The 22,524-nt window shown below is 46.7% G+C and carries 18 protein-coding genes, 13 tRNA genes, 4 rRNA genes and 1 pseudogene; 3 read left to right on the top strand and 33 right to left on the bottom strand.

The genetic code is table 11. The features are described from left to right. Window positions 1-24: 24 nt before the first annotated feature. On the bottom strand, window positions 25-2,817 hold the full coding sequence (gene ppc, locus MKY73_RS02450) for a phosphoenolpyruvate carboxylase (protein WP_339305463.1): 2,793 nt from the start codon (window positions 2,815-2,817) through the stop codon (window positions 25-27). Window positions 2,818-3,394: 577 nt separating this feature from the next. Here ppc and MKY73_RS02445 point away from each other — a divergent pair. Beyond that, a complete protein-coding gene (locus MKY73_RS02445) occupies window positions 3,395-3,727 on the top strand; it encodes a WGxxGxxG family protein (protein ID WP_339305462.1) in 333 nt (110 codons plus the stop codon). A gap of 206 nt (window positions 3,728-3,933) precedes the next feature. Here MKY73_RS02445 and MKY73_RS02440 read toward each other — a convergent pair. The 19 genes from MKY73_RS02440 to MKY73_RS02350 form a co-directional block, all read right to left on the bottom strand. Then, a tRNA-Gly gene (locus MKY73_RS02440) sits at window positions 3,934-4,004 on the bottom strand. A gap of 10 nt (window positions 4,005-4,014) precedes the next feature. After that, a tRNA-Pro gene (locus tag MKY73_RS02435) sits at window positions 4,015-4,088 on the bottom strand. Between the two features lie 16 nt (window positions 4,089-4,104). Further along, window positions 4,105-4,181: transfer RNA gene (locus tag MKY73_RS02430), tRNA-Arg, on the bottom strand. A 6-nt stretch (window positions 4,182-4,187) separates the two neighbouring features. After that, a tRNA-Gly gene (locus MKY73_RS02425) sits at window positions 4,188-4,262 on the bottom strand. 10 nt (window positions 4,263-4,272) lie between these two features. Next, window positions 4,273-4,353: transfer RNA gene (locus MKY73_RS02420), tRNA-Leu, on the bottom strand. Between the two features lie 6 nt (window positions 4,354-4,359). Beyond that, window positions 4,360-4,435: transfer RNA gene (locus MKY73_RS02415), tRNA-Lys, on the bottom strand. Between the two features lie 6 nt (window positions 4,436-4,441). Then, window positions 4,442-4,516 (bottom strand) — tRNA-Gln (locus MKY73_RS02410). A 9-nt stretch (window positions 4,517-4,525) separates the two neighbouring features. Continuing rightward, window positions 4,526-4,601: transfer RNA gene (locus MKY73_RS02405), tRNA-Val, on the bottom strand. A gap of 123 nt (window positions 4,602-4,724) precedes the next feature. Next, window positions 4,725-4,796 (bottom strand) — tRNA-Glu (locus MKY73_RS02400). A 10-nt stretch (window positions 4,797-4,806) separates the two neighbouring features. Next, a tRNA-Thr gene (locus MKY73_RS02395) sits at window positions 4,807-4,879 on the bottom strand. 3 nt (window positions 4,880-4,882) lie between these two features. Next, window positions 4,883-4,958, bottom strand: a tRNA-Asn gene (locus MKY73_RS02390). Window positions 4,959-5,042: 84 nt separating this feature from the next. Then, window positions 5,043-5,159 (bottom strand): 5S ribosomal RNA (gene rrf, locus MKY73_RS02385). Between the two features lie 74 nt (window positions 5,160-5,233). Then, a 23S ribosomal RNA gene (locus tag MKY73_RS02380) occupies window positions 5,234-8,160 on the bottom strand. Window positions 8,161-8,365: 205 nt separating this feature from the next. Then, a tRNA-Ala gene (locus tag MKY73_RS02375) sits at window positions 8,366-8,441 on the bottom strand. Window positions 8,442-8,463: 22 nt separating this feature from the next. Continuing rightward, a tRNA-Ile gene (locus tag MKY73_RS02370) sits at window positions 8,464-8,540 on the bottom strand. 36 nt (window positions 8,541-8,576) lie between these two features. After that, window positions 8,577-8,693: ribosomal RNA gene (rrf, locus tag MKY73_RS02365) — 5S ribosomal RNA — on the bottom strand. Between the two features lie 102 nt (window positions 8,694-8,795). After that, window positions 8,796-10,347 (bottom strand): 16S ribosomal RNA (locus tag MKY73_RS02360). Together the 16S, 23S and 5S rRNA genes with 13 tRNA genes alongside form the textbook arrangement of a ribosomal RNA operon. Window positions 10,348-10,825: 478 nt before the next feature. Further along, on the bottom strand, window positions 10,826-11,056 hold the full coding sequence (locus MKY73_RS02355) for a hypothetical protein (protein WP_017692114.1): 231 nt from the start codon (window positions 11,054-11,056) through the stop codon (window positions 10,826-10,828). 156 nt (window positions 11,057-11,212) lie between these two features. Continuing rightward, window positions 11,213-11,830: a stage II sporulation protein M gene (locus MKY73_RS02350; protein ID WP_339305460.1), complete on the bottom strand. Its 618-nt coding sequence runs from the start codon at window positions 11,828-11,830 to the stop codon at window positions 11,213-11,215. Between the two features lie 122 nt (window positions 11,831-11,952). On the opposite strand from MKY73_RS02350, the gene pdaB reads away from it, so the two are divergent. Beyond that, window positions 11,953-12,729 carry a polysaccharide deacetylase family sporulation protein PdaB gene (gene pdaB / locus MKY73_RS02345; protein ID WP_036607219.1) on the top strand — a complete coding sequence of 259 codons (777 nt, stop codon included), beginning with the start codon at window positions 11,953-11,955 and terminating at the stop codon, window positions 12,727-12,729. A gap of 98 nt (window positions 12,730-12,827) precedes the next feature. Here the strand turns inward: pdaB and MKY73_RS02340 are convergent, their stop codons facing one another. Then, the gene (locus MKY73_RS02340; protein WP_339305458.1) at window positions 12,828-13,460 is read right to left on the bottom strand and encodes a KinB-signaling pathway activation protein; all 633 of its coding nucleotides are present in this window, start codon (window positions 13,458-13,460) and stop codon (window positions 12,828-12,830) included. 125 nt (window positions 13,461-13,585) lie between these two features. Between MKY73_RS02340 and gerD the strand changes: the two genes are divergently transcribed. Then, complete coding sequence (gene gerD / locus MKY73_RS02335; RefSeq protein WP_339305457.1) at window positions 13,586-14,332, top strand: spore germination lipoprotein GerD; 747 nt, start codon at window positions 13,586-13,588, stop codon at window positions 14,330-14,332. Window positions 14,333-14,420: 88 nt separating this feature from the next. On the opposite strand, the gene MKY73_RS02330 is transcribed toward gerD, so the two are convergent. The 12 genes and pseudogenes from MKY73_RS02330 to rpmJ all read right to left on the bottom strand — a co-directional run bounded on the left by MKY73_RS02330 (window position 14,421) and on the right by rpmJ (window position 22,395). Then, entirely contained in the window at window positions 14,421-15,521 is a 1,101-nt protein-coding gene (locus MKY73_RS02330) for an Mrp/NBP35 family ATP-binding protein (RefSeq protein ID WP_339305455.1), read from the bottom strand. 79 nt (window positions 15,522-15,600) lie between these two features. After that, window positions 15,601-16,356, bottom strand: coding sequence for an N-acetylmuramoyl-L-alanine amidase CwlD (gene cwlD / locus MKY73_RS02325; protein WP_278298126.1), 756 nt, complete (start codon window positions 16,354-16,356; stop codon window positions 15,601-15,603). 68 nt (window positions 16,357-16,424) lie between these two features. Further along, a pseudogene (gene sat / locus MKY73_RS02320) lies at window positions 16,425-16,585 on the bottom strand (sulfate adenylyltransferase); the annotation flags it as partial. Window positions 16,586-16,625: 40 nt separating this feature from the next. Then, window positions 16,626-17,318, bottom strand: coding sequence for a phosphoadenylyl-sulfate reductase (locus MKY73_RS02315; RefSeq protein WP_339237987.1), 693 nt, complete (start codon window positions 17,316-17,318; stop codon window positions 16,626-16,628). Window positions 17,319-18,008: 690 nt separating this feature from the next. Then, on the bottom strand, window positions 18,009-18,401 hold the full coding sequence (gene rpsI / locus MKY73_RS02310; protein ID WP_017692105.1) for a 30S ribosomal protein S9: 393 nt from the start codon (window positions 18,399-18,401) through the stop codon (window positions 18,009-18,011). Window positions 18,402-18,420: 19 nt separating this feature from the next. Beyond that, window positions 18,421-18,858, bottom strand: a complete 438-nt coding sequence (gene rplM, locus MKY73_RS02305) for a 50S ribosomal protein L13 (RefSeq protein ID WP_024633564.1) — start codon at window positions 18,856-18,858, stop codon at window positions 18,421-18,423. Window positions 18,859-19,063: 205 nt separating this feature from the next. Continuing rightward, entirely contained in the window at window positions 19,064-19,837 is a 774-nt protein-coding gene (truA, locus tag MKY73_RS02300; RefSeq protein WP_339305453.1) for a tRNA pseudouridine(38-40) synthase TruA, read from the bottom strand. Window positions 19,838-19,996: 159 nt separating this feature from the next. Continuing rightward, a complete protein-coding gene (gene rplQ / locus MKY73_RS02295) occupies window positions 19,997-20,362 on the bottom strand; it encodes a 50S ribosomal protein L17 (RefSeq protein ID WP_017692102.1) in 366 nt (121 codons plus the stop codon). Between the two features lie 34 nt (window positions 20,363-20,396). Then, the gene (locus MKY73_RS02290) at window positions 20,397-21,341 is read right to left on the bottom strand and encodes a DNA-directed RNA polymerase subunit alpha (RefSeq protein WP_017692101.1); all 945 of its coding nucleotides are present in this window, start codon (window positions 21,339-21,341) and stop codon (window positions 20,397-20,399) included. A 136-nt stretch (window positions 21,342-21,477) separates the two neighbouring features. Beyond that, on the bottom strand, window positions 21,478-21,873 hold the full coding sequence (gene rpsK / locus MKY73_RS02285) for a 30S ribosomal protein S11 (protein ID WP_017692100.1): 396 nt from the start codon (window positions 21,871-21,873) through the stop codon (window positions 21,478-21,480). Window positions 21,874-21,892: 19 nt separating this feature from the next. Continuing rightward, window positions 21,893-22,261, bottom strand: coding sequence for a 30S ribosomal protein S13 (gene rpsM, locus MKY73_RS02280; RefSeq protein ID WP_062329455.1), 369 nt, complete (start codon window positions 22,259-22,261; stop codon window positions 21,893-21,895). 20 nt (window positions 22,262-22,281) lie between these two features. After that, the gene (gene rpmJ, locus MKY73_RS02275) at window positions 22,282-22,395 is read right to left on the bottom strand and encodes a 50S ribosomal protein L36 (RefSeq protein WP_003333770.1); all 114 of its coding nucleotides are present in this window, start codon (window positions 22,393-22,395) and stop codon (window positions 22,282-22,284) included. Window positions 22,396-22,524 lie beyond the last annotated feature (129 nt).

Genomic DNA, 22,524 nt, shown 5'->3' with positions numbered 1-22,524 from the left:
AATTTTTCAGATGCAGTTAAATTCTCAACCTGTATTACGCAGCCCTGCAGCGATGCCATTGATGGTCAGCAACACTTCTCTGAGCAGTTCCGTATCGTCCTCACCACGTTCACGCATATCTCTGAGCTCACTTAGAAGCTGGACCTGCATGTAGGACAACGGATCAACATAAGGGTTACGAAGACGAATGGATTCTTGAATAACCGGTACATCATCCAGAATTTCAGCTTCTCCGGTAATTTTCAGAATAAGCTCTTTTGTAAGCTTGAATTCAGATTCGATTTGTCCATATATGCGATCCCGTGCTTCCTTGTTGGAAGTCATGGCTGAGTACTCTTTGGCAATGACCAGATCTGCCTTCGCTACAGCCATCTGAACCGTATCAATCAGCGTGCGGAAGAATGGGAAGCTTGCATACATTTCTTTTAGGACAACCAGATTTTCCTCTTTATCCTGATAGAAACTTTGCAGCCCTGTTCCTGCCGCATACCATGCCGGAAGCAGATAACGACTTTGCGTCCATGCAAATACCCAAGGAATTGCTCTCAGATCTTCGAACTTGTCGCTACCTTTCCGTTTGGACGGACGCGAACCAATATTCAGTTCACCCACCTCTGGAAGCGGTGTGGATTCCTTGAAGAAGGTAAAGAAGTCCGGATCACGGAAAATCAAATCCTGATATTTCGTCAAAGATACTTGTGAGATCTCTTTGATGATGCTGTCCCAATGACGCTCGGATTCTGATTCTTGCGGCTCAAGACCATTCAGTGCTGCTGTAATCAGTGCAGAAGTTGCCTGCTCCAGACTACGGTATGCAATTCCCTGAAGGGAGTAACGAGAAGAAATAACCTCTCCCTGCTCTGTAATCTTGATGCCTCCACCAATGGTATGCGGTGGTTGAGCAAGAATACTGCGATTGAGTGGCATGCCGCCACGTCCAAGAGCTCCGCCACGTCCATGGAAGAACTTCAACTTAACGCCGTGTTCATTACCTACAGCCGTGATCGCATTCATTGCTACACGCAGTTCCCAGTTGGCTGTAACCACTCCGCCATCCTTGTTACTGTCGGAATAACCTAGCATGATTTCATGTAGTTCATTCCGTCCTTTTACGCTTGCGCGGTATACAGGAAGGTTAAATAGCTTCTGCATAATGTCCGAAGCCGCATGAAGGTCATCAATCGTTTCAAACAGCGGTACCGCTTGAAGTGTAGATACAACCTCACCATTGTTTCCTTTGGTGAATAAGCCTACTTCCTTGGCAAATACCATAACCTCCAGCAAGTCACTTGCGCCCTGTGTCATACTGATCAGGTAACTTGTAATACAGCCGGTCCCGAATTCGTTCTGGGCACGCTTAATGGTACGGAAAACATCCAGACACTCTTTGGTTCCCTCCGTGTATTGGTGATAAGGAGAAGTAAGCGGACGCGGATCATCCAGCAAACGAGCAAGCAGATCGATTTTACCGTCTTCAGTCAGACGCGCATAATCTTCTACAATGTTCATTTTCGCCAAAATCTCCGACATCGCATTTTCATGTTCCTGACTGTGCTGACGCACATCCAATGCTGCGGTATGGAAACCAAACAACTCAACTTGACGAATCATTTTGCGAATAGTTGTATCCGCTACGTAATCGGCAAAATGATGGCGCAGACTTCGATCAATAATCATCAGATCATCAATCAAATCCTGAGCGCTATGATAACGGTCAACCTGACCTAATTTGTTCTCATCCAATACATTGTTCAACTTGGCAATCATATAGGCCAACTTGATGCGGTATGGCTCTTTTTCATTCCGCCACATATCCACTTTTTTCAACGTTACACAACTACGGTCCTGCTCAATCGACTGCACCAGCTCATCCGATACGTGGATGATGTTCGTGCTGAAGCTGAGATGGCCCATAAGTTCAATCATAATCCGTTGGTATTCACGCAAAGCGAGCTTGCGCTGCATCAACAACGTCTGCCATGTTACATCTGAAGTTACCGAAGGATTTCCATCCCGGTCTCCACCGATCCAGGAACCGAACCGCAAATACGTCGGCACATGCCAGTCATGGTCAGGATAAAATTTGTTCAGGCAGCGTTCCAGCTCCTGATATACATCCGGAAGTACGTGGAACAACGTTTCATGAAAGTAGTACATCCCGTTCCGCACTTCATCGAGTACAGTCGGTTTGCGGTCGCGAAGTTCATCTGTCTGCCAGAGTGTAATAACCTCATTCAGCAGTTTCTCACGCAACTGTTCACGTTCACGCAACGTCAGCGTAGGATTATCAAGTAGCATGACATCTTCGGATATCCGTTTGTGGATGTCCAGAATAACCCGGCGCATGGCTTCGGTTGGGTGAGCTGTCATAACGAGTTCCAGCGACAAATCGTCGAGAATCTCTTCTACTTCTGTATGAGACAATCCACGTTCCTTAAGATCCTGTACTGCTTTCTCAATCGATCCTGGCTGCACAGCGTCCCCTGCAGAACGTTCATAATCCCGTTTACGCCGGATCCGATGGTTTTGTTCAGCAATATTAACTAATTGAAAATAAATAGCGAATGCCCGAATAACCTGATGACGATTGTCCGAGTCTAATTCCTGGATCATCGTTTTGAACTCTGCATAGAGTTCTGGCAGAAATTCTGCACGCAACGATTTGCTCGTTTCCCGAATCTTCTCAACGATATCTAGAAGCTCCGTGCCGCCTTGATGGACAAGAACTTCTCCGAGTATATTGCCCAGGAACCGCACGTCTCGCCGAAGCAGGTTGTTGGATTGGCTTTTGCTGGCGGTTACCATAGTTTCAGTCATGCTTATCCTCCCATCTGATCGTTCCATTCGTACACGCAAATTTGACACCTTCATAACATCATACAATAAAATGGTACGAAAATCTTCATTTTTCTACTAGAAAAAATGGGGATTATCCCCGATTTACAGCACAAAAACACGCTTTTTTATTCATTTTCTTGTTCTGCTTCAATTAATGGTCATATGCTGTCGCATGATACCTTTTTCACATACTTTAGATAAACCTAAGGTCTCATACCTATACCTAAAAACTCATAAATATACGATTAATTTAGATATGAGTAACCGTACATGTTTATAAGGTAAAACTGCATAATTTCATTATTTGTAACCAGGTTCATACAAAGAAACATGACCGGCAAAGCAAGCTTTTGTATACTTTACCACAGTGACGCAATAAATTAAAGATGTAAATATAATTTTCTTCATAGTACAGTCTGCTTTTTAGAAAAGTTTCTTATGTATTTTGTCCTAACATACTGTATTAAAGGATAACTTTACAGATCATTCCTACATAGTTTTCTTGTCCTCTTGGGCAGATTAATCTGTAGCTCTAAAAAAAGGAGGACTCAACTTAATGAAAAAAGCTACAACGATTATTGCTTCTGTGCTTCTCGTCGCCTCTTTAGCTGGTCCTGCTGCTGCTGATAATCATATGACCAAAGGAATGGACACCAACGGTTCACGTGTCCAGTCTTATCAGGACAGCAACTACATGAATCGCACAAATACCAACATGAACATGGATGGGAACTACCGCAACAATGGTGACTATCGTACGAACAGTGTTCGTGCTAACGCCGCAACAACCAATCGGGATAATGGCATGGATTGGGGCTGGCTCGGTCTGCTGGGACTCCTCGGTTTAGCAGGCATGCGTAGAAGAGTAACCGATCACAACGAGCGCTAATTGGCCCAAATCCCAGTCTAACTGATGCTCTAAAAGTATCTTCTTCCCAAATAGTAAACAAAAGAGCCAAGCGACCCTATTTAGCATACAGAGGTCGTTTTGGCTCTTTATAATAAACCTGTAAAGCTACATAATATAACTGCTTCTTCGCGCATAAAAAAATAAAAAAACCTCCATATGCGGAGAGTTTTTTTATAAATAATGTAAGCGGGTGATGGGAATCGAACCCACGCTATTAGCTTGGAAGGCTAAAGTTCTACCATTGAACTACACCCGCATAATAACAATCGGGATGACACGATTTGAACATGCGACCCCCTGGTCCCAAACCAGGTGCTCTACCAAGCTGAGCTACATCCCGATATTAATGAAAATAATGGCGCGCCCTGAGAGATTCGAACTCCCGGCCTTTTGATTCGTAGTCAAACGCTCTATCCAGCTGAGCTAAGGGCGCAAATATTGGAGCGGAAGACGGGAATCGAACCCGCGACCCTCGCCTTGGCAAGGCGATGCTCTACCGCTGAGCCACTTCCGCAAATAAAGGATGCGCGTGGAGGGACTTGAACCCCCACGTCAAAGACGCTAGATCCTAAGTCTAGTGCGTCTGCCAATTCCGCCACACGCGCATATAATGGTGAGTCATGAAGGGCTCGAACCTTCGACACCCTGATTAAAAGTCAGGTGCTCTACCAACTGAGCTAATGACTCATAAAATGGCTGGGGATATAGGATTTGAACCTATGCATGACGGAGTCAAAGTCCGTTGCCTTACCGCTTGGCTAATCCCCAATAATTAGATGGTGGAGGCTGAGGGGATCGAACCCCCGACCCTCTGCTTGTAAGGCAGATGCTCTCCCAGCTGAGCTAAGCCTCCATCTATATGAGCCGTAGGGGATACTCTCACTTCGTTCGAGACTGCGAAGCAGCTGCTAACGAAGTACATCCTCCGACGAACCTTTGGGATTCTCATCCCTTGTTGAAGCAATAGGTATTGCTATGACCCGTAGGGGATTCGAACCCCTGTTACCTCCGTGAAAGGGAGGTGTCTTAACCCCTTGACCAACGGGCCCCATTTCCAAAGCTCTCAACCGGGATCGAACCGGTGACCTCATCCTTACCATGGATGCACTCTACCTACTGAGCTATGAGAGCAAATGGCTCCCCGAACAGGGCTCGAACCTGTGACAACTCGATTAACAGTCGAGTGCTCTACCAACTGAGCTATCAGGGAATAATATGCATTTGCAAGGCAAATGCATTTCATCGTACAACGTCCACATGCAGAGCCTGTTTTCTATGTATGATGAAAGAGTTCGCTTGGCGGCGTCCTACTCTCCCAGGACCCTGCGGTCCAAGTACCATCGGCGCTAGAGGGCTTAACGGTCGTGTTCGGGATGGGTACGTGTGGAACCCCTCCGCCATCGCCACCAAACGCGTAGCTTACATTTCAGAGTTCGTTCTCTGAAAACTAGATTCGAAACGAAACATGCGATTTATAACTTGCTATTGGATAAGCCCTCGACCGATTAGTACTGGTCAGCTCCATGCATTGCTGCACTTCCACCCCCAGCCTATCTACCTCGTCGTCTTCAAGGGGTCTTACATACTGGGAAATCTCATCTTGAGGGGGGCTTCACGCTTAGATGCTTTCAGCGTTTATCCCGTCCGTACATAGCTACCCAGCGGTGCTCCTGGCGGAACAACTGGTACACCAGCGGTACGTCCATCCCGGTCCTCTCGTACTAAGGACAGCTCCTCTCAAATTTCCTACGCCCACGACAGATAGGGACCGAACTGTCTCACGACGTTCTGAACCCAGCTCGCGTACCGCTTTAATGGGCGAACAGCCCAACCCTTGGGACCTACTTCAGCCCCAGGATGCGATGAGCCGACATCGAGGTGCCAAACCTCCCCGTCGATGTGGACTCTTGGGGGAGATAAGCCTGTTATCCCCAGGGTAGCTTTTATCCGTTGAGCGATGGCCCTTCCATGCGGTACCACCGGATCACTAAGCCCGACTTTCGTCCCTGCTCGACTTGTAGGTCTCGCAGTCAAGCTCCCTTATGCCTTTGCACTCTTCGAATGATTTCCAACCATTCTGAGGGAACCTTTGGGCGCCTCCGTTACTCTTTAGGAGGCGACCGCCCCAGTCAAACTGCCCACCTGACACTGTCCCCGCACCGGATTACGGTACCAGGTTAGAACCTAGATACGATCAGGGTGGTATCCCAACGTTGCCTCCACGCAAGCTGGCGCTCACGCTTCAAAGGCTCCCACCTATCCTGTACAGATCGTACCCAAATTCAATATCAAGCTGCAGTAAAGCTCCATGGGGTCTTTCCGTCTTGTCGCGGGTAACCTGCATCTTCACAGGTATTAAAATTTCACCGGATCTCTCGTTGAGACAGCGCCCAAGTCGTTACGCCATTCGTGCGGGTCAGAATTTACCTGACAAGGAATTTCGCTACCTTAGGACCGTTATAGTTACGGCCGCCGTTTACTGGGGCTTCGGTTCACAGCTTCGGGACTAATCCCTAACCACTCCCCTTAACCTTCCAGCACCGGGCAGGCGTCAGCCCGTATACTTCGCCTTACGGCTTCGCACAGACCTGTGTTTTTGCTAAACAGTCGCTTGGGCCTTTTCACTGCGGCCCCCTCGTGCTATTCACACTACCGGGGCACCCCTTCTCCCGAAGTTACGGGGTCATTTTGCCGAGTTCCTTAACGAGAGTTCTTCCGCGCGCCTTAGAATACTCTTCTCGCCTACCTGTGTCGGTTTGCGGTACGGGCACCTTCACCTGGCTAGAGGCTTTTCTTGGCAGTGTGAGATCATGACCTTCGCTACTATAATTTTCGCTCCCCATCACAGCTCAGCCTTATGATGTGCGGATTTGCCTACACATCAGCCTTACTGCTTAGACGGACATCCATCAGTCCGCGTCACTACCCTACTGCGTCCCCCCATTGCTCATAACGGCTTACGGTGGTACAGGAATTTCGACCTGTTGTCCTTCGACTACGCCTTTCGGCCTCGCCTTAGGTCCCGACTTACCCTGAGCGGACGAGCCTTCCTCAGGAACCCTTAGGCTTTCGGCGGATCAGATTCTCACTGATCTTTTCGTTACTCATACCGGCATTCTCACTTGTATAATGTCCAGCGCTCCTTACGGTACACCTTCAACCCTTATACAACGCTCCCCTACCCCTGATGCAAGCATCAAGCCATAGCTTCGGTGGTGTGTTTAGCCCCGTTACATTTTCGGCGCAGAGTCACTCGACCAGTGAGCTATTACGCACTCTTTCAATGGTGGCTGCTTCTAAGCCAACATCCTGGTTGTCTGTGCAACTCCACATCCTTTCCCACTTAACACACACTTGGGGACCTTAGCTGATGGTCTGGGCTGTTTCCCTTTTGACAATGGATCTTAGCACTCACTGTCTGACTCCCGGAAGTAAGTCTATGGCATTCGGAGTTTGACTGAGCTTGGTAACCCTTGCGGGCCCCGCACCCAATCAGTGCTCTACCTCCACGACTCTGTTTTCCGAGGCTAGCCCTAAAGCTATTTCGGGGAGAACCAGCTATCTCCGAGTTCGATTGGAATTTCTCCGCTACCCCCACCTCATCCCCGCACTTTTCAACGTGCGTGGGTTCGGGCCTCCAGTGCGTGTTACCGCACCTTCACCCTGGACAGGGGTAGATCACCCGGTTTCGGGTCTACGTCCACGTACTATGTCGCCCTATTCAGACTCGCTTTCGCTGCGGCTCCGGCTCTTCACCTTAACCTTGCACGGGAACGTAACTCGCCGGTTCATTCTACAAAAGGCACGCCATCACCCCTAAAACGGGCTCTGACTTTTTGTAAGCACACGGTTTCAGGTTCTATTTCACTCCCCTTCCGGGGTGCTTTTCACCTTTCCCTCACGGTACTGCTTCACTATCGGTCGCTAGGAAGTATTTAGCCTTGGCAGATGGTCCTGCCGGATTCATACGGGGTTTCACGTGCCCCGCACTACTCGGGATCCGTCTCGGAGGGAACAGACTTTCAATTACAGGGCTTTTACCTTCTTTGGCGGGCCTTTCCAGACCTCTTCGCTTAACCGGTTCCTTTGTAACTCCATGTGAGACGTCCCACAACCCCAAAGAGCAAGCTCTCTGGTTTGGGCTTCTCCGCGTTCGCTCGCCGCTACTGACGGAATCACTATTGTTTTCTCTTCCTCAGGGTACTTAGATGTTTCAGTTCCCCTGGTATGCCTCTACACAACCTATGTATTCAGTTGTGAGTAACTGGAAATTACCCCAGCTGGGTTTCCCCATTCGGACACCCCCGGATCAAAGCTTGCTTACAGCTCCCCGAGGCAGTTTCGTTGTTCGCCACGTCCTTCATCGGCTCCTAGCGCCTAGGCATCCTCCGTGTGCTCTTAGTAGCTTAACCAAATTGCTCCGGTTTCGATTGCTCGCTTCCCTTGTTTTGCTTGCGCAAAGCCAAAAGTCGCTCCCATTCGATACCATCGTACGTGCAATCTACCGTTTTTATTGAAACTTGTTATACACAAGTTCAGCTAAAAAGGAATGTTCTAATTCGCATTTACTTTCGTTTCGATATCTAGTTTTCAAAGAACAAACTTGTAAAACATTTTTGGTGGAGCCAAGCGGGATCGAACCGCTGACCTCCTGCTTGCAAGGCAGGCGCTCTCCCAGCTGAGCTATGGCCCCATATAAAATTTAAAGGTATAGATGGTGGGCCCTGGTGGACTCGAACCACCGGCCTCACCCTTATCAGAGGTGCGCTCTAACCAACTGAGCTAAGGGCCCACATTACACATACTGTTTGAACCCAAAATGGGTTACGCTTGGCGGCGTTCTACTCTCCCAGGACCCTGCGGTCCAAGTACCATTGACGCTGAAGGGCTTAACGGTCGTGTTCGGGATGGGAACGTGTGGAACCCCTTCGCTATCGCCACCAAACGTTTGAGAGTTTGAGCTCTCAAAACTGAGCAACGAGTGAGTAATTTATGCAGATCTAGTCTGCTATTTGAATGTTTCCACGCGGGAAACGATTCTCCATAGAAAGGAGGTGATCCAGCCGCACCTTCCGATACGGCTACCTTGTTACGACTTCACCCCAATCATCTATCCCACCTTCGGCGGCTGGCTCCTTGCGGTTACCCCACCGACTTCGGGTGTTATAAACTCTCGTGGTGTGACGGGCGGTGTGTACAAGACCCGGGAACGTATTCACCGCGGCATGCTGATCCGCGATTACTAGCAATTCCGACTTCATGCAGGCGAGTTGCAGCCTGCAATCCGAACTGAGACCGGCTTTTTAGGATTCGTTCCACCTCGCGGCTTCACAGCCCGTTGTACCGGCCATTGTAGTACGTGTGTAGCCCAGGTCATAAGGGGCATGATGATTTGACGTCATCCCCACCTTCCTCCGGTTTGTCACCGGCAGTCACCTTAGAGTGCCCACCCGAAGTGCTGGCAACTAAGATCAAGGGTTGCGCTCGTTGCGGGACTTAACCCAACATCTCACGACACGAGCTGACGACAACCATGCACCACCTGTCTCCTCTGTCCCGAAGGAAAGGTACATCTCTGTACCGATCAGAGGGATGTCAAGACCTGGTAAGGTTCTTCGCGTTGCTTCGAATTAAACCACATACTCCACTGCTTGTGCGGGTCCCCGTCAATTCCTTTGAGTTTCAGTCTTGCGACCGTACTCCCCAGGCGGAGTGCTTAATGTGTTAACTTCGGCACCAAGGGTATCGAAACCCCTAACACCTAGCACTCATCGTTTACGGCGTGGACTACCAGGGTATCTAATCCTGTTTGCTCCCCACGCTTTCGCGCCTCAGCGTCAGTTACAGCCCAGAGAGTCGCCTTCGCCACTGGTGTTCCTCCACATATCTACGCATTTCACCGCTACACGTGGAATTCCACTCTCCTCTTCTGCACTCAAGTCACCCAGTTTCCAGTGCGATCCGGGGTTGAGCCCCGGGATTAAACACCAGACTTAAATGAAAGCCTGCGCGCGCTTTACGCCCAATAATTCCGGACAACGCTTGCCCCCTACGTATTACCGCGGCTGCTGGCACGTAGTTAGCCGGGGCTTTCTTCTCAGGTACCGTCACCTTGAGAGCAGTTACTCTCTCAAGCGTTCTTCCCTGGCAACAGAGCTTTACGATCCGAAAACCTTCATCACTCACGCGGCATTGCTCCGTCAGGCTTTCGCCCATTGCGGAAGATTCCCTACTGCTGCCTCCCGTAGGAGTCTGGGCCGTGTCTCAGTCCCAGTGTGGCCGATCACCCTCTCAGGTCGGCTACGCATCGTCGCCTTGGTGAGCCGTTACCCCACCAACTAGCTAATGCGCCGCAGGCCCATCCCCAAGTGACAGATTGCTCCGTCTTTCCAGTTTCCTTCAGGCGAAGAAAACAACTATTCGGTATTAGCTACCGTTTCCGGTAGTTGTCCCAAACTTAAGGGCAGGTTGCCTACGTGTTACTCACCCGTCCGCCGCTAAGTATCAAAGAAGCAAGCTTCTTATCAACTCCGCTCGACTTGCATGTATTAGGCATGCCGCCAGCGTTCGTCCTGAGCCAGGATCAAACTCTCCAATAAAGTATTGAAAAGAGCGATAAGCTCATTTTGAATCTGACGAGATTAAAAATCTCATTTGTGCTCCAGCCGATCCAAGCCAAGGCTTGTTTCAAACTTTCGCGTTCATTCTGCAAGCAGAATGTTTACTCACTCGTTGTTCAGTTTTCAAAGATCAAAGATTCAATTTAGTGCTGTTTTTCATGTTGTCGTCGTTTCAGCGGCGACTTTTATAATATATCATGTCCAAGTTCTCTTTGCAAGCATTATTTTTCGATTATTTTCAATCGTTTTATTTTCATGCTTGTTTTTGCGAACCGCTCCTAAAAAAGGAACGAAAATTAATTTACCATATGAATTTAGAAAGGTCAACCCTTTTTCGACAAAAAGTATGATCCCCTCAACAATTTCACACTTTCACGGTTCAGAGGTACAGCCCCCGCTATCAAGAGCCGCACCTCACTTCAATTACTGTGAATCGAATATATGACTAGCTGCAGCATTAAGGCTTCGACTTTTTCAGCTTCCCACCTCTTGCATACTTGGACAACTCTTTTGGCGGGGCAAATCGCGCATACATGCGGAACACAGTCTTATATCGGCTCGCAATGGCGTATTTAATCTCTTGGTCAAGACGATTATCACTCAGATCGAAAAGCATCTCATCTAATTCTTTACGCAGCACATAGTCTAGTTCCTTGCATTCCTTCTCGTTAAACAGCATACCCAGCATTAGAGTTCTCCTTTTTGTGCATAGCCTCTTTATCACACACCTTCACAAGTTCCATGCAGCACCCCGTGCATTCGCTTTTTGTGAGTGCTGCTGGAACCCGTTTTATTGTTATGGTCAACTTTCTGAAAATTTATGAATGCCAACCATGACAAAATTTTATCCTCTCACCAGAGTATACGTAAGTGTGCTTTCAATGATTGCTGCAACAAGAAGCAAGATGACAACCCAGAAGGATGCCGTTAACGTCCTATTCATGAATGCTCTCCACCGGGTCCCTAACGTATTTCGTTTGTCACTTCCAAGTTGTACAAGACTTTTAATAACCAGACCACCAAACTTCAGTCCGAATGCGCAAGCAATAATAATGACGGGAATCTCAATAATGCCATGCGGAAGCAGGCCTTTAACCACAATATCATAGAAAGTTGCTCCATAATTCATGGTGGTGTGCACTACAAATCCAAGGACCATCCCATTGATTAGCAGGAAGATGACAGGCAGAATACCGAAAAATATACCAGCGTAGATGACGAGCACACTTTTGATTGCATTATTGAAAAAGATAAACAGGAAGAAGTTCCACTGCACATTCCCCCCCTGCTCCAGCCGCTCACTAACTTCACGTAATCCTCCAATTTGATTCAACAACAGTTCTTCCAGTGGCCCTGTGCTCACCCATCCTGCCCCTATTCCAACAGCAAACAATACCACGGACCAGATTAATGCACTGCGGATGGAACCAAGATCTCTAAGAAATGTACTGAATTTTAACATAATAACCTCCTGTAGAATCTAAAATGATGGACAAACAAGGTGCCGTTACGAATAACTGGGGAGTACGAGCATACATTGGAGAGTAAACAAGCATTTCTTATGGGAGAGGGGCGCTTATTGAAATGAACTCGTTCTATGTATTTAGCGGCAAAAAGATTAAACGGTACCTGATTGTCCTCGTTGCTGCCATCTTTGCGATCGGTATTATTTATCTGGAGAGAGGCAATGTCTCCGTATTCTCGGAGGAAGCACCATCAGCCGTCTACAGCGTTCCAACCGAGAAGAAGGTAATTGCACTTACCTTTGACATTAGCTGGGGAGATAAACGGACAGAGCCGATTCTGAAAGTTCTTCAGGAGAATAAAGTGCAGAAGGCAACCTTCTTCCTTTCCTCCCCCTGGAGCAAGACACACCCCGAAATTGTTACTGCCATCAAAGAGGCAGGATATGAAATTGGCAGCCATGGTCACAGACATGAGAACTACAGCAGCCTGACCGAGGAAGAAATTCGCAAAGAAATTTCGACAGCTCATAGCATTTTAACCGATTTAACGGGAAAAGAACCGAAATTACTGCGTCTGCCCAACGGGGACTTTGACAAGCGAGTGCTTCAGGTAGCCAATAGTCTGAATTATCAGGTTGTTCAGTGGGATACCGACTCTTTGGATTGGAAAAACCCCGGAGTACAGACCATTGTTGATCGCGTAGTAAGCAAAGCACATCCAGGGGACATCGTACTGCTGCATGCAAGCGATTCTTCTAAACAGACTCATGAGGCACTTCCTGTCATTATCGACAAATTAAAAAATCAGGGCTATGAATTCGTAACTGTATCTGAATTGCTTAACCATTCCAGTGTGGAAGGTAAGGAAGTTCGTGATCAAGCCAGTGGTCAGTAATTGGCAGATTGCCGGATCTACAGACTCTATACGAGCTTAAAAGTTGAAAAGAGCTAACCAGGTTAGCTCTTTTTGGTATGTTTTATACTAATCGAAATTTATGCTCGACTTTCATTCAACTGTTCTGCCTCTCCACTGACGCTGGGCTTCGCTGATACATCCACAAGCCTATGCAATATCAGCATTTGGTATGCATTACATAAGAGCAAGGGTACCACAATAAATATGGTTGCCGCATTCACATCAATACGCAATACGCCAATCGTCTCCACTATGGTGACCGCAATCATGAAGAAAAGTGTAGGTACAAGCGCGGAGAGATGAGTCAGCTTTACTTTTACGTAAGCGGTAACAATTGCTGCCGCCAAAATAATGATACCCAACACAATATCCGACATGCGCTCCCGGTCTCCGCCAACAAACAGGCGCAAAAACATTACGTCAAGCAGCGCTAGAACCGTTAGTACAATCTGCACGATCTGCCAGCTACGCTTAGGAAATACACCTTTACCCATGTAATTCAATATCAGATATGCAAAGAAACCCATTTGTGAATACACGCTGATCATAACCCCTGATCCAAATAGGATCAAAAGATACAGAAGAAAATCATTTAATCCATTTGTTTTCTCCCCGTTCACCAGCATCATAATCAATCCTGTACCTAATGCTCCCGCTGCCCCAATAAGCAAGGCTGTCCAAAACAGGAAAAACCATTTACGTAAATTCAAATGTTTTCCACCCCCGAGTGTTTATTTTACCAACCTTCTCAGCAAAAAACCATCATTGCTCAACATATTTCGCCCTTTCCCATCACATACTACATCCAGTATCTAATCAAGGAGGGATTGTACACATGAAACGGCCTTTGTGGCAGCTATGCTGTGTCGTACTGGGGCTATCCGTCATGCTTGCCGGCTGCGGTTCAGATCAGAGTTCTTCGCCTCCTCAGGGCAGTTATAAAGAGATGAAAACAATGGTTGTAGATATTTTGAAAAGTGACGAAGGCAAGAAAGCAGTGGAGGAAGCTCTTACAGGTCAGAGCTCATCCAGCGGAAGCAGCAGTTCGGAAGAAGGTGGCGGTTCGGGTGGTGCTTCGGGATCCATTGGTATGAAAATGTTAATGCCTGTGCAATCTTCGGAACAAATACGTATTGCAGTAAAAGATACCATCACAGCTCCCGAATATAAGAAGGAATTCGAAAAGATCATGACTGATCCTCAGTTTGCGGGTGAATTTGCCAAAGTGATCAACGCACAAAGTAAACAACTTCATATGGAACTGATTAAAGATCCCACCTATCAAAAGTCTGTTGAATCCATCATGAAGTCACCTGAAGTATCCAAGATGTTCATGGATATGACGAAGACTCCGGATTATCGTAAACAGACGATGACTGTCATGCAGGAAGTGATGCAAAACCCATTGTTCCGCATGGAAGTGCTCACTTTGCTCAAGAAAGTTGTACAGGAAGAGTTGCAACCGAAAGTGGAAAGTGGCGGAAAACAGGGGGAAGAGCAAGGCGGACAGCAAGACGGCCAAGGTGGTAGTGATGGCGGAGATGGTGGAAGCAGTGGAGATTCGGGCGGCGGCGGATCATAAACAGCAGGTGTTAATACACACCACAGATACTGAAAAGCCTGCATCCAAGTGGACGCAGGCTTTATTTGTATTTATAACACGCATACCGTTAGAATTTGGAATCAATGGATCGGGCCACTTCATCGTAGATAGCCCCTATACGGGAATCTGCTTTGTAGACAGAAGGTGAGAAATCCGGTTCGGAAGGATGATTATCCGGCGTCCCTAATGGTATCTGGGCAAGCAGGCTTGTATGCAGACTTTCCGCAAGTCTTCCCCCGCCTCCGCGACCAAAGACATAATCCTTCTCGCCGCAACTGCCACATTCATAATAAGCCATGTTCTCAACCACACCAAGCAACTCATGATCGGTCTGAATGGCCATTGCACCCGCACGTGCAGCGACAAAAGCTGCTGTTGCATGTGGCGTGGTCACAATAATTTCCTTGCTCTGTGGCAACAACTGATGCACATCCAAAGCAACATCTCCCGTACCTGGTGGCAAATCCAGTAACATATAATCCAACTCGCCCCACTGGACATCAGTAAAGAATTGACGCAGCATCCGGCCGAGCATGGGTCCTCGCCAGATCACTGGATTGTTCTCCCGAATAAAGAAGCCCATGGACATCACTTTGACTCCGAAACGTTCAACCGGTTGGATAACGCCATCTTCAACGACCGGATATTCTTCAATCCCCATCATGTCAGGTACACTGAAGCCGTAGATATCCGCATCAATCAAGCCCACTTTCTTGCCTTGACGTGCCAAGGCTGCAGCGAGATTAACGGTCACCGTTGATTTACCAACGCCACCTTTACCACTGGCCACTGCAATAAAACGAACCCCTGATTCAGGACTTAACAACTCATGTCCATCCAGGCCCGCTGCGTGACCTTTTACGAGCACTTCGTCCCGATCCGGCTCTTTATCAGGTTGTCCCATATTCAGGCTCTCACGATCATGCTCAGAAGCTGCACGTACACGAATATGTACATCCCTCAGTCCGTGCTGGGACAACAAATTACGTGCTGCATCACTCAAGGCTGTTGAATCCTCAGGTCGATTTTCCAGTGTCACTATGGTCAGAGCCACATGATTTTCTTTCACCATAATATCTCGAACCCATTCCAGTTCGGTCAGACTTACTCCCAATTGTGGTTCTTGTAATGGCTGTAATAGTTCAAGTATCTGTTCTTTTGATAACATCAGACAGCACCTCAGCTTTATCTATTGGCATGTAATTAGGTATGCTGATCCAATTATATCATTACCTTTCTTATTCTGACTAACTTTTAGGCCGTTCTCCTGAGGAATATCTGAGAATCCCATTATAAATCGATGCAGCCACCTTGCGTTGGTACGCTTCGTCCGCAAGCATACGTGCCTCTTCCGGATGAGAAAGGAAACCTACTTCTACCAGCGCTGAAGGGATCTTCAGAGCCTGTAACAGATAAACCGTGTTTACCGTTTTGGCGATTCGATCTGTATTCTCCAGATTACGAACCATCTCTTGTTGAAGCAGATTAGCTAAACCTTCGTTATCCGGATGGTTAGGTGTATAGAAAACCTGCGCTCCACTCCATCGGTTGGATGGAACACTGTTCATGTGAATGCTAATAAAGAGATCTGCTTGCTTATCCTCTATCCGTCGTACTCTTTGTTTCAGATCTTCCGTCTTGCGTTTGGAGTACCCTTTGGTGTCCGATTCTGCCAAATCCGTATCGATCTCTCGTGTCATAACCACTAAGGCCCCTGCCTGTTGCAAATAATCTCTCACATACAAGGCGATCGACAGGTTGATATCTTTTTCAATAACACCCTGCTTGCTTACCGCGCCTCCATCTGGACCTCCGTGTCCTGCATCAATGGCAATGACTTTACCCGCCATCGGCAAACTCCAATAACCTGAAGTCTTCGCGGAAGGCAGCTCATAGGACATTACTGCCACTAACATGGCTAGCAGACAGAGGCTCAGCATGACCCTTTTGATTGTTTTTAACCTGATCCAGACTACAAAGTGTTTCCCCATATTTTTACGCATAAAAAAACCACCTCGTCCCTATAAATGACTCTAATCATCTATATGGGACAAGATGGACAAATATACCGTTAGGAGCGGACTTGCTCCGCCATTCCTTCAATCAGCACCTCAGTACGTGTAAATTCAGGAGGAGGGCACTGACCGTCTCGGAGCAACCCACGTACTTTGATGCCGGAAAGCGTCATGAGGTGCTCTTATCATGTGGACAAGTTTTGCTGGATGCCTAGTGCGTCTACAATCTCCATAGCGCTCTTTTGAATGTGTATCTATTATTTATGAAGGCCACATTCTGTTTTATCATTACCAGACCAACGTCCAGCACGAGGGTCCTCACCAGGCATAACCTGACGTGTGCAATGCTCACAGCCAATACTCGGGTAGTTCTGATCATGAAGAGGATTATACACAACGTTATTATCACGAATATATTGCCATACATCCTCTGTGGTCCAATGCGCAATCGGATTAAACTTCATCAAGCCAAATTTAGTATCATATTCAACCTTCTTGGAGTTTGCACGAGTTGGTGCTTGATCTCTACGAATACCTGTAATCCATGCATCATACTGAGAAAGAATTCGTGTTAACGGTTCGACTTTGCGAATGTTACAACACGCATTTGGATCAGACTTCCACAATTCTTCACCGTGTTGAGCTGCCTGTTCTTCCGGAGTAATCTTAGGTGACACGCGTACAAATTCAAGGTTGTAGTTCTCTTGCATCTTATCGCGTGTTTCGTATGTTTCTTTGAAGTGGAAATCAGTATCCAAATAAAAAATATCTGTCGATGGGCTGATCTTCTGCAACATATCTACAAGTACAACATCTTCCGCACCAAAGCTACATGCAAAAGTGATATTAGGAAATGTTTCAATAGCATACCGAATAATATCCTCTGGACTCGCAAGCTCCAGTTCCTCTGCCTTCGTGCGTGCCAATTCTTCTTTCTCCAATAAGTTCATCTGCGTATTTTCCCCCATTCTGCATTTCAATACACGTTAAAGCCGACTAATCTAATATGAATTATGTTTAGTATAAATCTTTCATTGCGGATGTCAATGCCTGCCATATGGTAAAATAAATCACTTTATTCTCTTTTTGATCGTCGCTATCGTAAATAATTTGGTTCAATTTATCCTTTTCTCTGTTCATGAGATAAAAAAATGAACTTGGCTCAAGTCATTGGACTGGTTAGAATACATTTCATTGCCTAGAAGTGCTTTGTTGGTGCTGAGTTTGAAAAGTTTATATCGCCAGGAAAAGCATCAGATTATCAATCATCGATTAACATGAAATAAAGTGAAGAATAAAGTTTTGAAGAGCAAACCGAATACATTCAATAAAGCAGGCTTGAGCCCTAATTGATGATTTTATAAAGAGCTGTTTTAGAACGTGTGGGAAACGATGGGAATGAGCATAGCGTATCATCATAAACGATTTGTGAGGTGTAGTGAGGTTTAGTAAGAAGTATTAACTCTGATATGAAAAACTGTATTAAGGAACATTAATGAAGATATTAAACACATATGATGCGACAATGAACAGTCATGCGGACACATATGAGTGTTATGGCATAAGTGATATATATATTATATGCGAAATCTTCATGAAGACATAAAAAAGCCTTTGGCCGAGGCCAAAGGCTTTTAATATTAACGTTTGGAGAACTGAGGTGCGCGACGAGCCGCTTTAAGACCGTATTTTTTACGCTCTTTCATACGTGGGTCACGAGTCAGGAAACCTGCTTTTTTCAGGGAAGCACGGTATTCCGGATCTGCTTTGAGCAGAGCGCGGGAGATACCATGACGGATTGCGCCGGCTTGACCGGAGATTCCGCCACCATGAGCAATAACAAGAACGTCATAGTTGTTGAGCGTTTCTGTCAAGTTCAGTGGTTGTTTTACGATCAGTTTGAGTGTTTCCAAACCGAAGTATTCATTAATATCACGTTTATTGATGACAATGCGTCCTTCACCCGGTACAAGGCGAACACGTGCTACCGAATGTTTACGACGACCTGTCCCATAGTATTGTACTTGTGCCATGAAACTGTCCTCCTTTTAATTAACCGCGAAGTTCGTAAACTTCTGGTTTTTGTGCTGCATGTGGATGCTCAGTGCCTCTGTACGCTTTAAGTCTCAACTTCATTTTCTCGCCCATGCGAGTTTTAGGAAGCATACCGCGAACAGCCAATTCCAACATACGCTCAGGTTTGTTTTTAACCATCTCTTCAGCAGTAGTTACTTTCAAACCACCTGGGTGCATCGAGTGACGGTAGTATTTTTTACCTTGCATTTTCTTACCAGTCAATACGATTTTCTCAGCATTGATGATAACAACGAAATCGCCAGTGTCCACATGTGGAGTGAATTGTGGCTTGTGTTTGCCGCGAATCAAAGCAGCTGCTTCGCTCGCCAAACGTCCGAGGGTTTTGCCTTCAGCATCAATGATGTGCCATTGGCGCTCAACTTCGTTAGGCTTCGCCATGTACGTAGTACGCATGAAAAGTTCCTCCTTAAAATGTTCAAAATCATCATTTTCATTTATCTTCGTTCGTTAAGTTATAACTTTAGGTGTTGATGGATTGTAAATTTGATGTGAACCTCTTAATTGGGGCTGTGGGAAAGCCATTAAGAAAACACAACTTTTATATTACATGATAGGCGATTAAATCGCAAGTGTTAATTAAGCTTTTCACTCACCAATTTTAATCTTTTGTATATTCAAGATCCCAGAGCATTAAACCGCAGCTAACTGCAGTAGGTCCTGCAGCAGATCGATTACATGCAGCAATCATATTCGGTACATCAGAGGCTTTCCGTTTGCCCTCTCCGATCTCCAGCAGTGTGCCTACAATGATTCGAACCATATGCTGCAAAAAGCCGTTACCACTCACATAAATGTGAATGACACCCTGATCACGCGGATGGTCTCTGCACATTGATCGGTCCACTTCAATCCATGCTTCGTATACCGAACGGATATGATTCTCTTTCTGAGACTTGCGTGAAGCAAAAGAGGTATAATCATAGGTCCCTATGAAATGTCGTAAGGCATCCTGCATTGCCGTAATATCAAGCTTCGCATGATGATGATACTGCAGTCTTCTGTTGAATACATCCGGAAACTGATTCGCATTGACTGTGTAACGATATGTTTTCTTTTTCGCTGCATAGCGAGAATGAAAATCAGCCGAAACTTCAATCGCATCAATAACGACAATATCGGAGGGTAATCTGGAGTTGAGCGCAATACACCAACGTTCAATCGGGATTTGGGATTCCGTAGGAAAATTGAAGATCTGTCTGCGAGCGTGAACGCCTGCATCTGTTCGGCCTGAACCTGTAATTTTAACCTTCTCACCGGTTAAAGCACGAATCGCATCTTCAAGATGATCCTGAATGGTATTCCCACCCGGCTGTACTTGGAAGCCGTAATAGGCAGTGCCATCATAAGTTAACGTCATACATAAGTTCCGCATTAATACCACACCTTTGTTCCATACTATACATATCCCTATCCCGAACAGCAAAAGAAGCCCCTTACGGAGCTTCTATTACAGCACGAATTCCGAAATGAAGAGAAAAAAAGGGTTAATCCAGAATCGTTGATTCTGTCCCCTTTCCTCATCTCATCTGTTTTACGCGCGGTCTACCAGTTCCAAGTAAACCATTGGCGCTGCGTCACCACGACGAGGTCCCAGTTTCAAGATACGAGTGTATCCACCTGGACGCTCAGCGTAACGACCGGACAATTCGCTAAACAGTTTTTGGATTGCATCTTGCTCACCATCGATAGTTTCGCGGCGAACATAAGCTGCCACTTGGCGACGGGCATGAAGATCTCCCTTTTTCGCTTTAGTGATCAGTTTTTCAGCAATAGAGCGAACCTCTTTTGCTTTCGCTTCAGTTGTCTGAATGCGTTCGTATAAGAACAGGTCGGTTACCAGGTCACGGAACAAAGCTTTACGTGCGCTGGAATTACGGCCCAACTTTTGGTATGCCATTGTTTTCCCTCCTTCACTTCAAGCACTCGGCTGTCTATTCTTCTGTACGGAGTCCCAAACCAAGTTCCTCAAGCTTCTCTTGAACTTCTTCCAAAGACTTGCGTCCGAGGTTACGGACTTTCATCATGTCTTCTTCCGTTTTCGTAGTCAGCTCTTGCACGGTATTAATACCGGCACGTTTGAGGCAGTTGTAGGAACGAACAGAGAGATCCAGCTCTTCGATCGTCATTTCGAGTACTTTTTCTTTTTTGTCTTCTTCTTTTTCGACCATGATCTCTGCATCTTTCGCTTCGTCTGTAAGACCCACGAAGAGCATCAAATGCTCAGTCAAAATTTTAGCGCCAAGGCTTACAGCCTCTTCGGGACGAATACTTCCATCAGTCCAAACTTCCAACGTGAGCTTGTCATAGTTGGTCACTTGACCGACACGCGTATTTTCCACAGCGTAGTTAACGCGACTGATCGGGGTGAAGATGGAATCGACTGGGATGACGCCGATCGGCTGGTCATCGCGTTTATTCCGATCTGCCTGGACGTAGCCGCGACCGCGATTGGCAAAAATACGCATGTGAAGTCTCGAACCTGGTCCGAGCGTAGCGATGTGCAGATCCGGGTTAAGGATTTCCACATCGGAGTCAGCACGGATATCTCCAGCCGTAATTGCTCCTTCGCCTTCAGCATCAATCTCGAGCACTTTCTCCTCATCCGAATGAATCTTAAGCGACAGAGCTTTCAGGTTAAGAATAACCTCCGTAACATCTTCCATTACGCCAGGAACTGTAGCAAATTCATGCAGAACGCCATCGATTTGAACCGAAGACACTGCCGCACCCGGCAGTGACGAGAGCAAGATTCGGCGAAGCGAGTTTCCAAGCGTCGTACCGTATCCGCGCTCAAGCGGTTCTACTACGAATTTCCCATAGGTGCCATCATCGTTGACGTCTACCGTCTCAATTTTCGGCTTTTCGATTTCAATCACTGCAATACCCCTCCTTCAAAACGTCGGTCCTCTATGAAACATTTACCTTCTCTTGCGAAAACATGTAGTAGTATGCCTAAACAACCATTATTAGCAGATTGTGCCGGAAATATACCACACGCAGGGGCAAATCTCATTAGACACGACGACGTTTTGGAGGACGGCATCCGTTATGCGGGACTGGAGTTACGTCTTTGATCAGGTTAACTTCAAGACCAGCAGCTTGCAAAGAGCGGATCGCTGCTTCACGGCCTGCGCCTGGTCCTTTAACCATAACCTCAACGGCTTTCATCCCATGTTCCATTGCAGCTTTGGCAGCAGTCTCAGCAGCCATTTGTGCAGCAAACGGAGTCGATTTACGGGAACCTCTGAATCCGAGACCGCCGGAGCTTGCCCACGAAATTGCATTTCCGTGAGGATCCGTAATAGTAACGATAGTGTTATTGAAAGTGGAACGGATATGTGCCACGCCAGATTCAATATTCTTACGGTCACGACGTTTAGTACGTACGACTTTTTTCGGTTTAGCCATTTTCTCTTATCCCCCCTTATTATTTCTTCTTGTTCGCTACTGTACGACGAGGACCTTTACGAGTACGAGCATTCGTTTTCGTACGTTGTCCACGAACAGGCAGACCACGACGATGACGAACTCCACGGTAACAACCGATCTCCGTCAAACGTTTAATATTCAAAGAGATTTCTCGACGCAGGTCACCTTCTACTTTGACCTCTTTATCGATACTTTCACGCAATTTGCTGACTTCATCTTCCGTCAAATCACGAACACGAGTGTCCGGATTGATGCCTGTTGTGCTCAGAATTTTCTGGGAAGTCGTTTTACCGATTCCGAAAATATAAGTCAAGGCGATCTCAACGCGCTTATCACGTGGCAAATCCACACCAGCTATACGTGCCATTTTACGCTACACCCCCTTCTTTAACCTTGTTTTTGTTTGTGTTTCGGATTTTCACAGATAACCATAACATTCCCTTTGCGGCGAATGACTTTGCATTTTTCGCAAATCGGCTTGACCGAAGGTCTTACCTTCATGTGAATTACCTCCTCAAAGTTTTGCTAAGCAAAACCCTCTTCGTAAGCATTGACCTTGTTCTACTATTGTAAAACCGGCTTCGAAGCTTTCGCAAGTTTTGCCGGGCAAAACCCGCTTCATAAGCTTCA

The sequence above is a fragment of the Paenibacillus sp. FSL R5-0519 genome, from assembly GCF_037974275.1.
Taxonomy (GTDB): domain Bacteria; phylum Bacillota; class Bacilli; order Paenibacillales; family Paenibacillaceae; genus Paenibacillus.
This window is presented reverse-complemented; position numbering and strand designations above follow the sequence as displayed.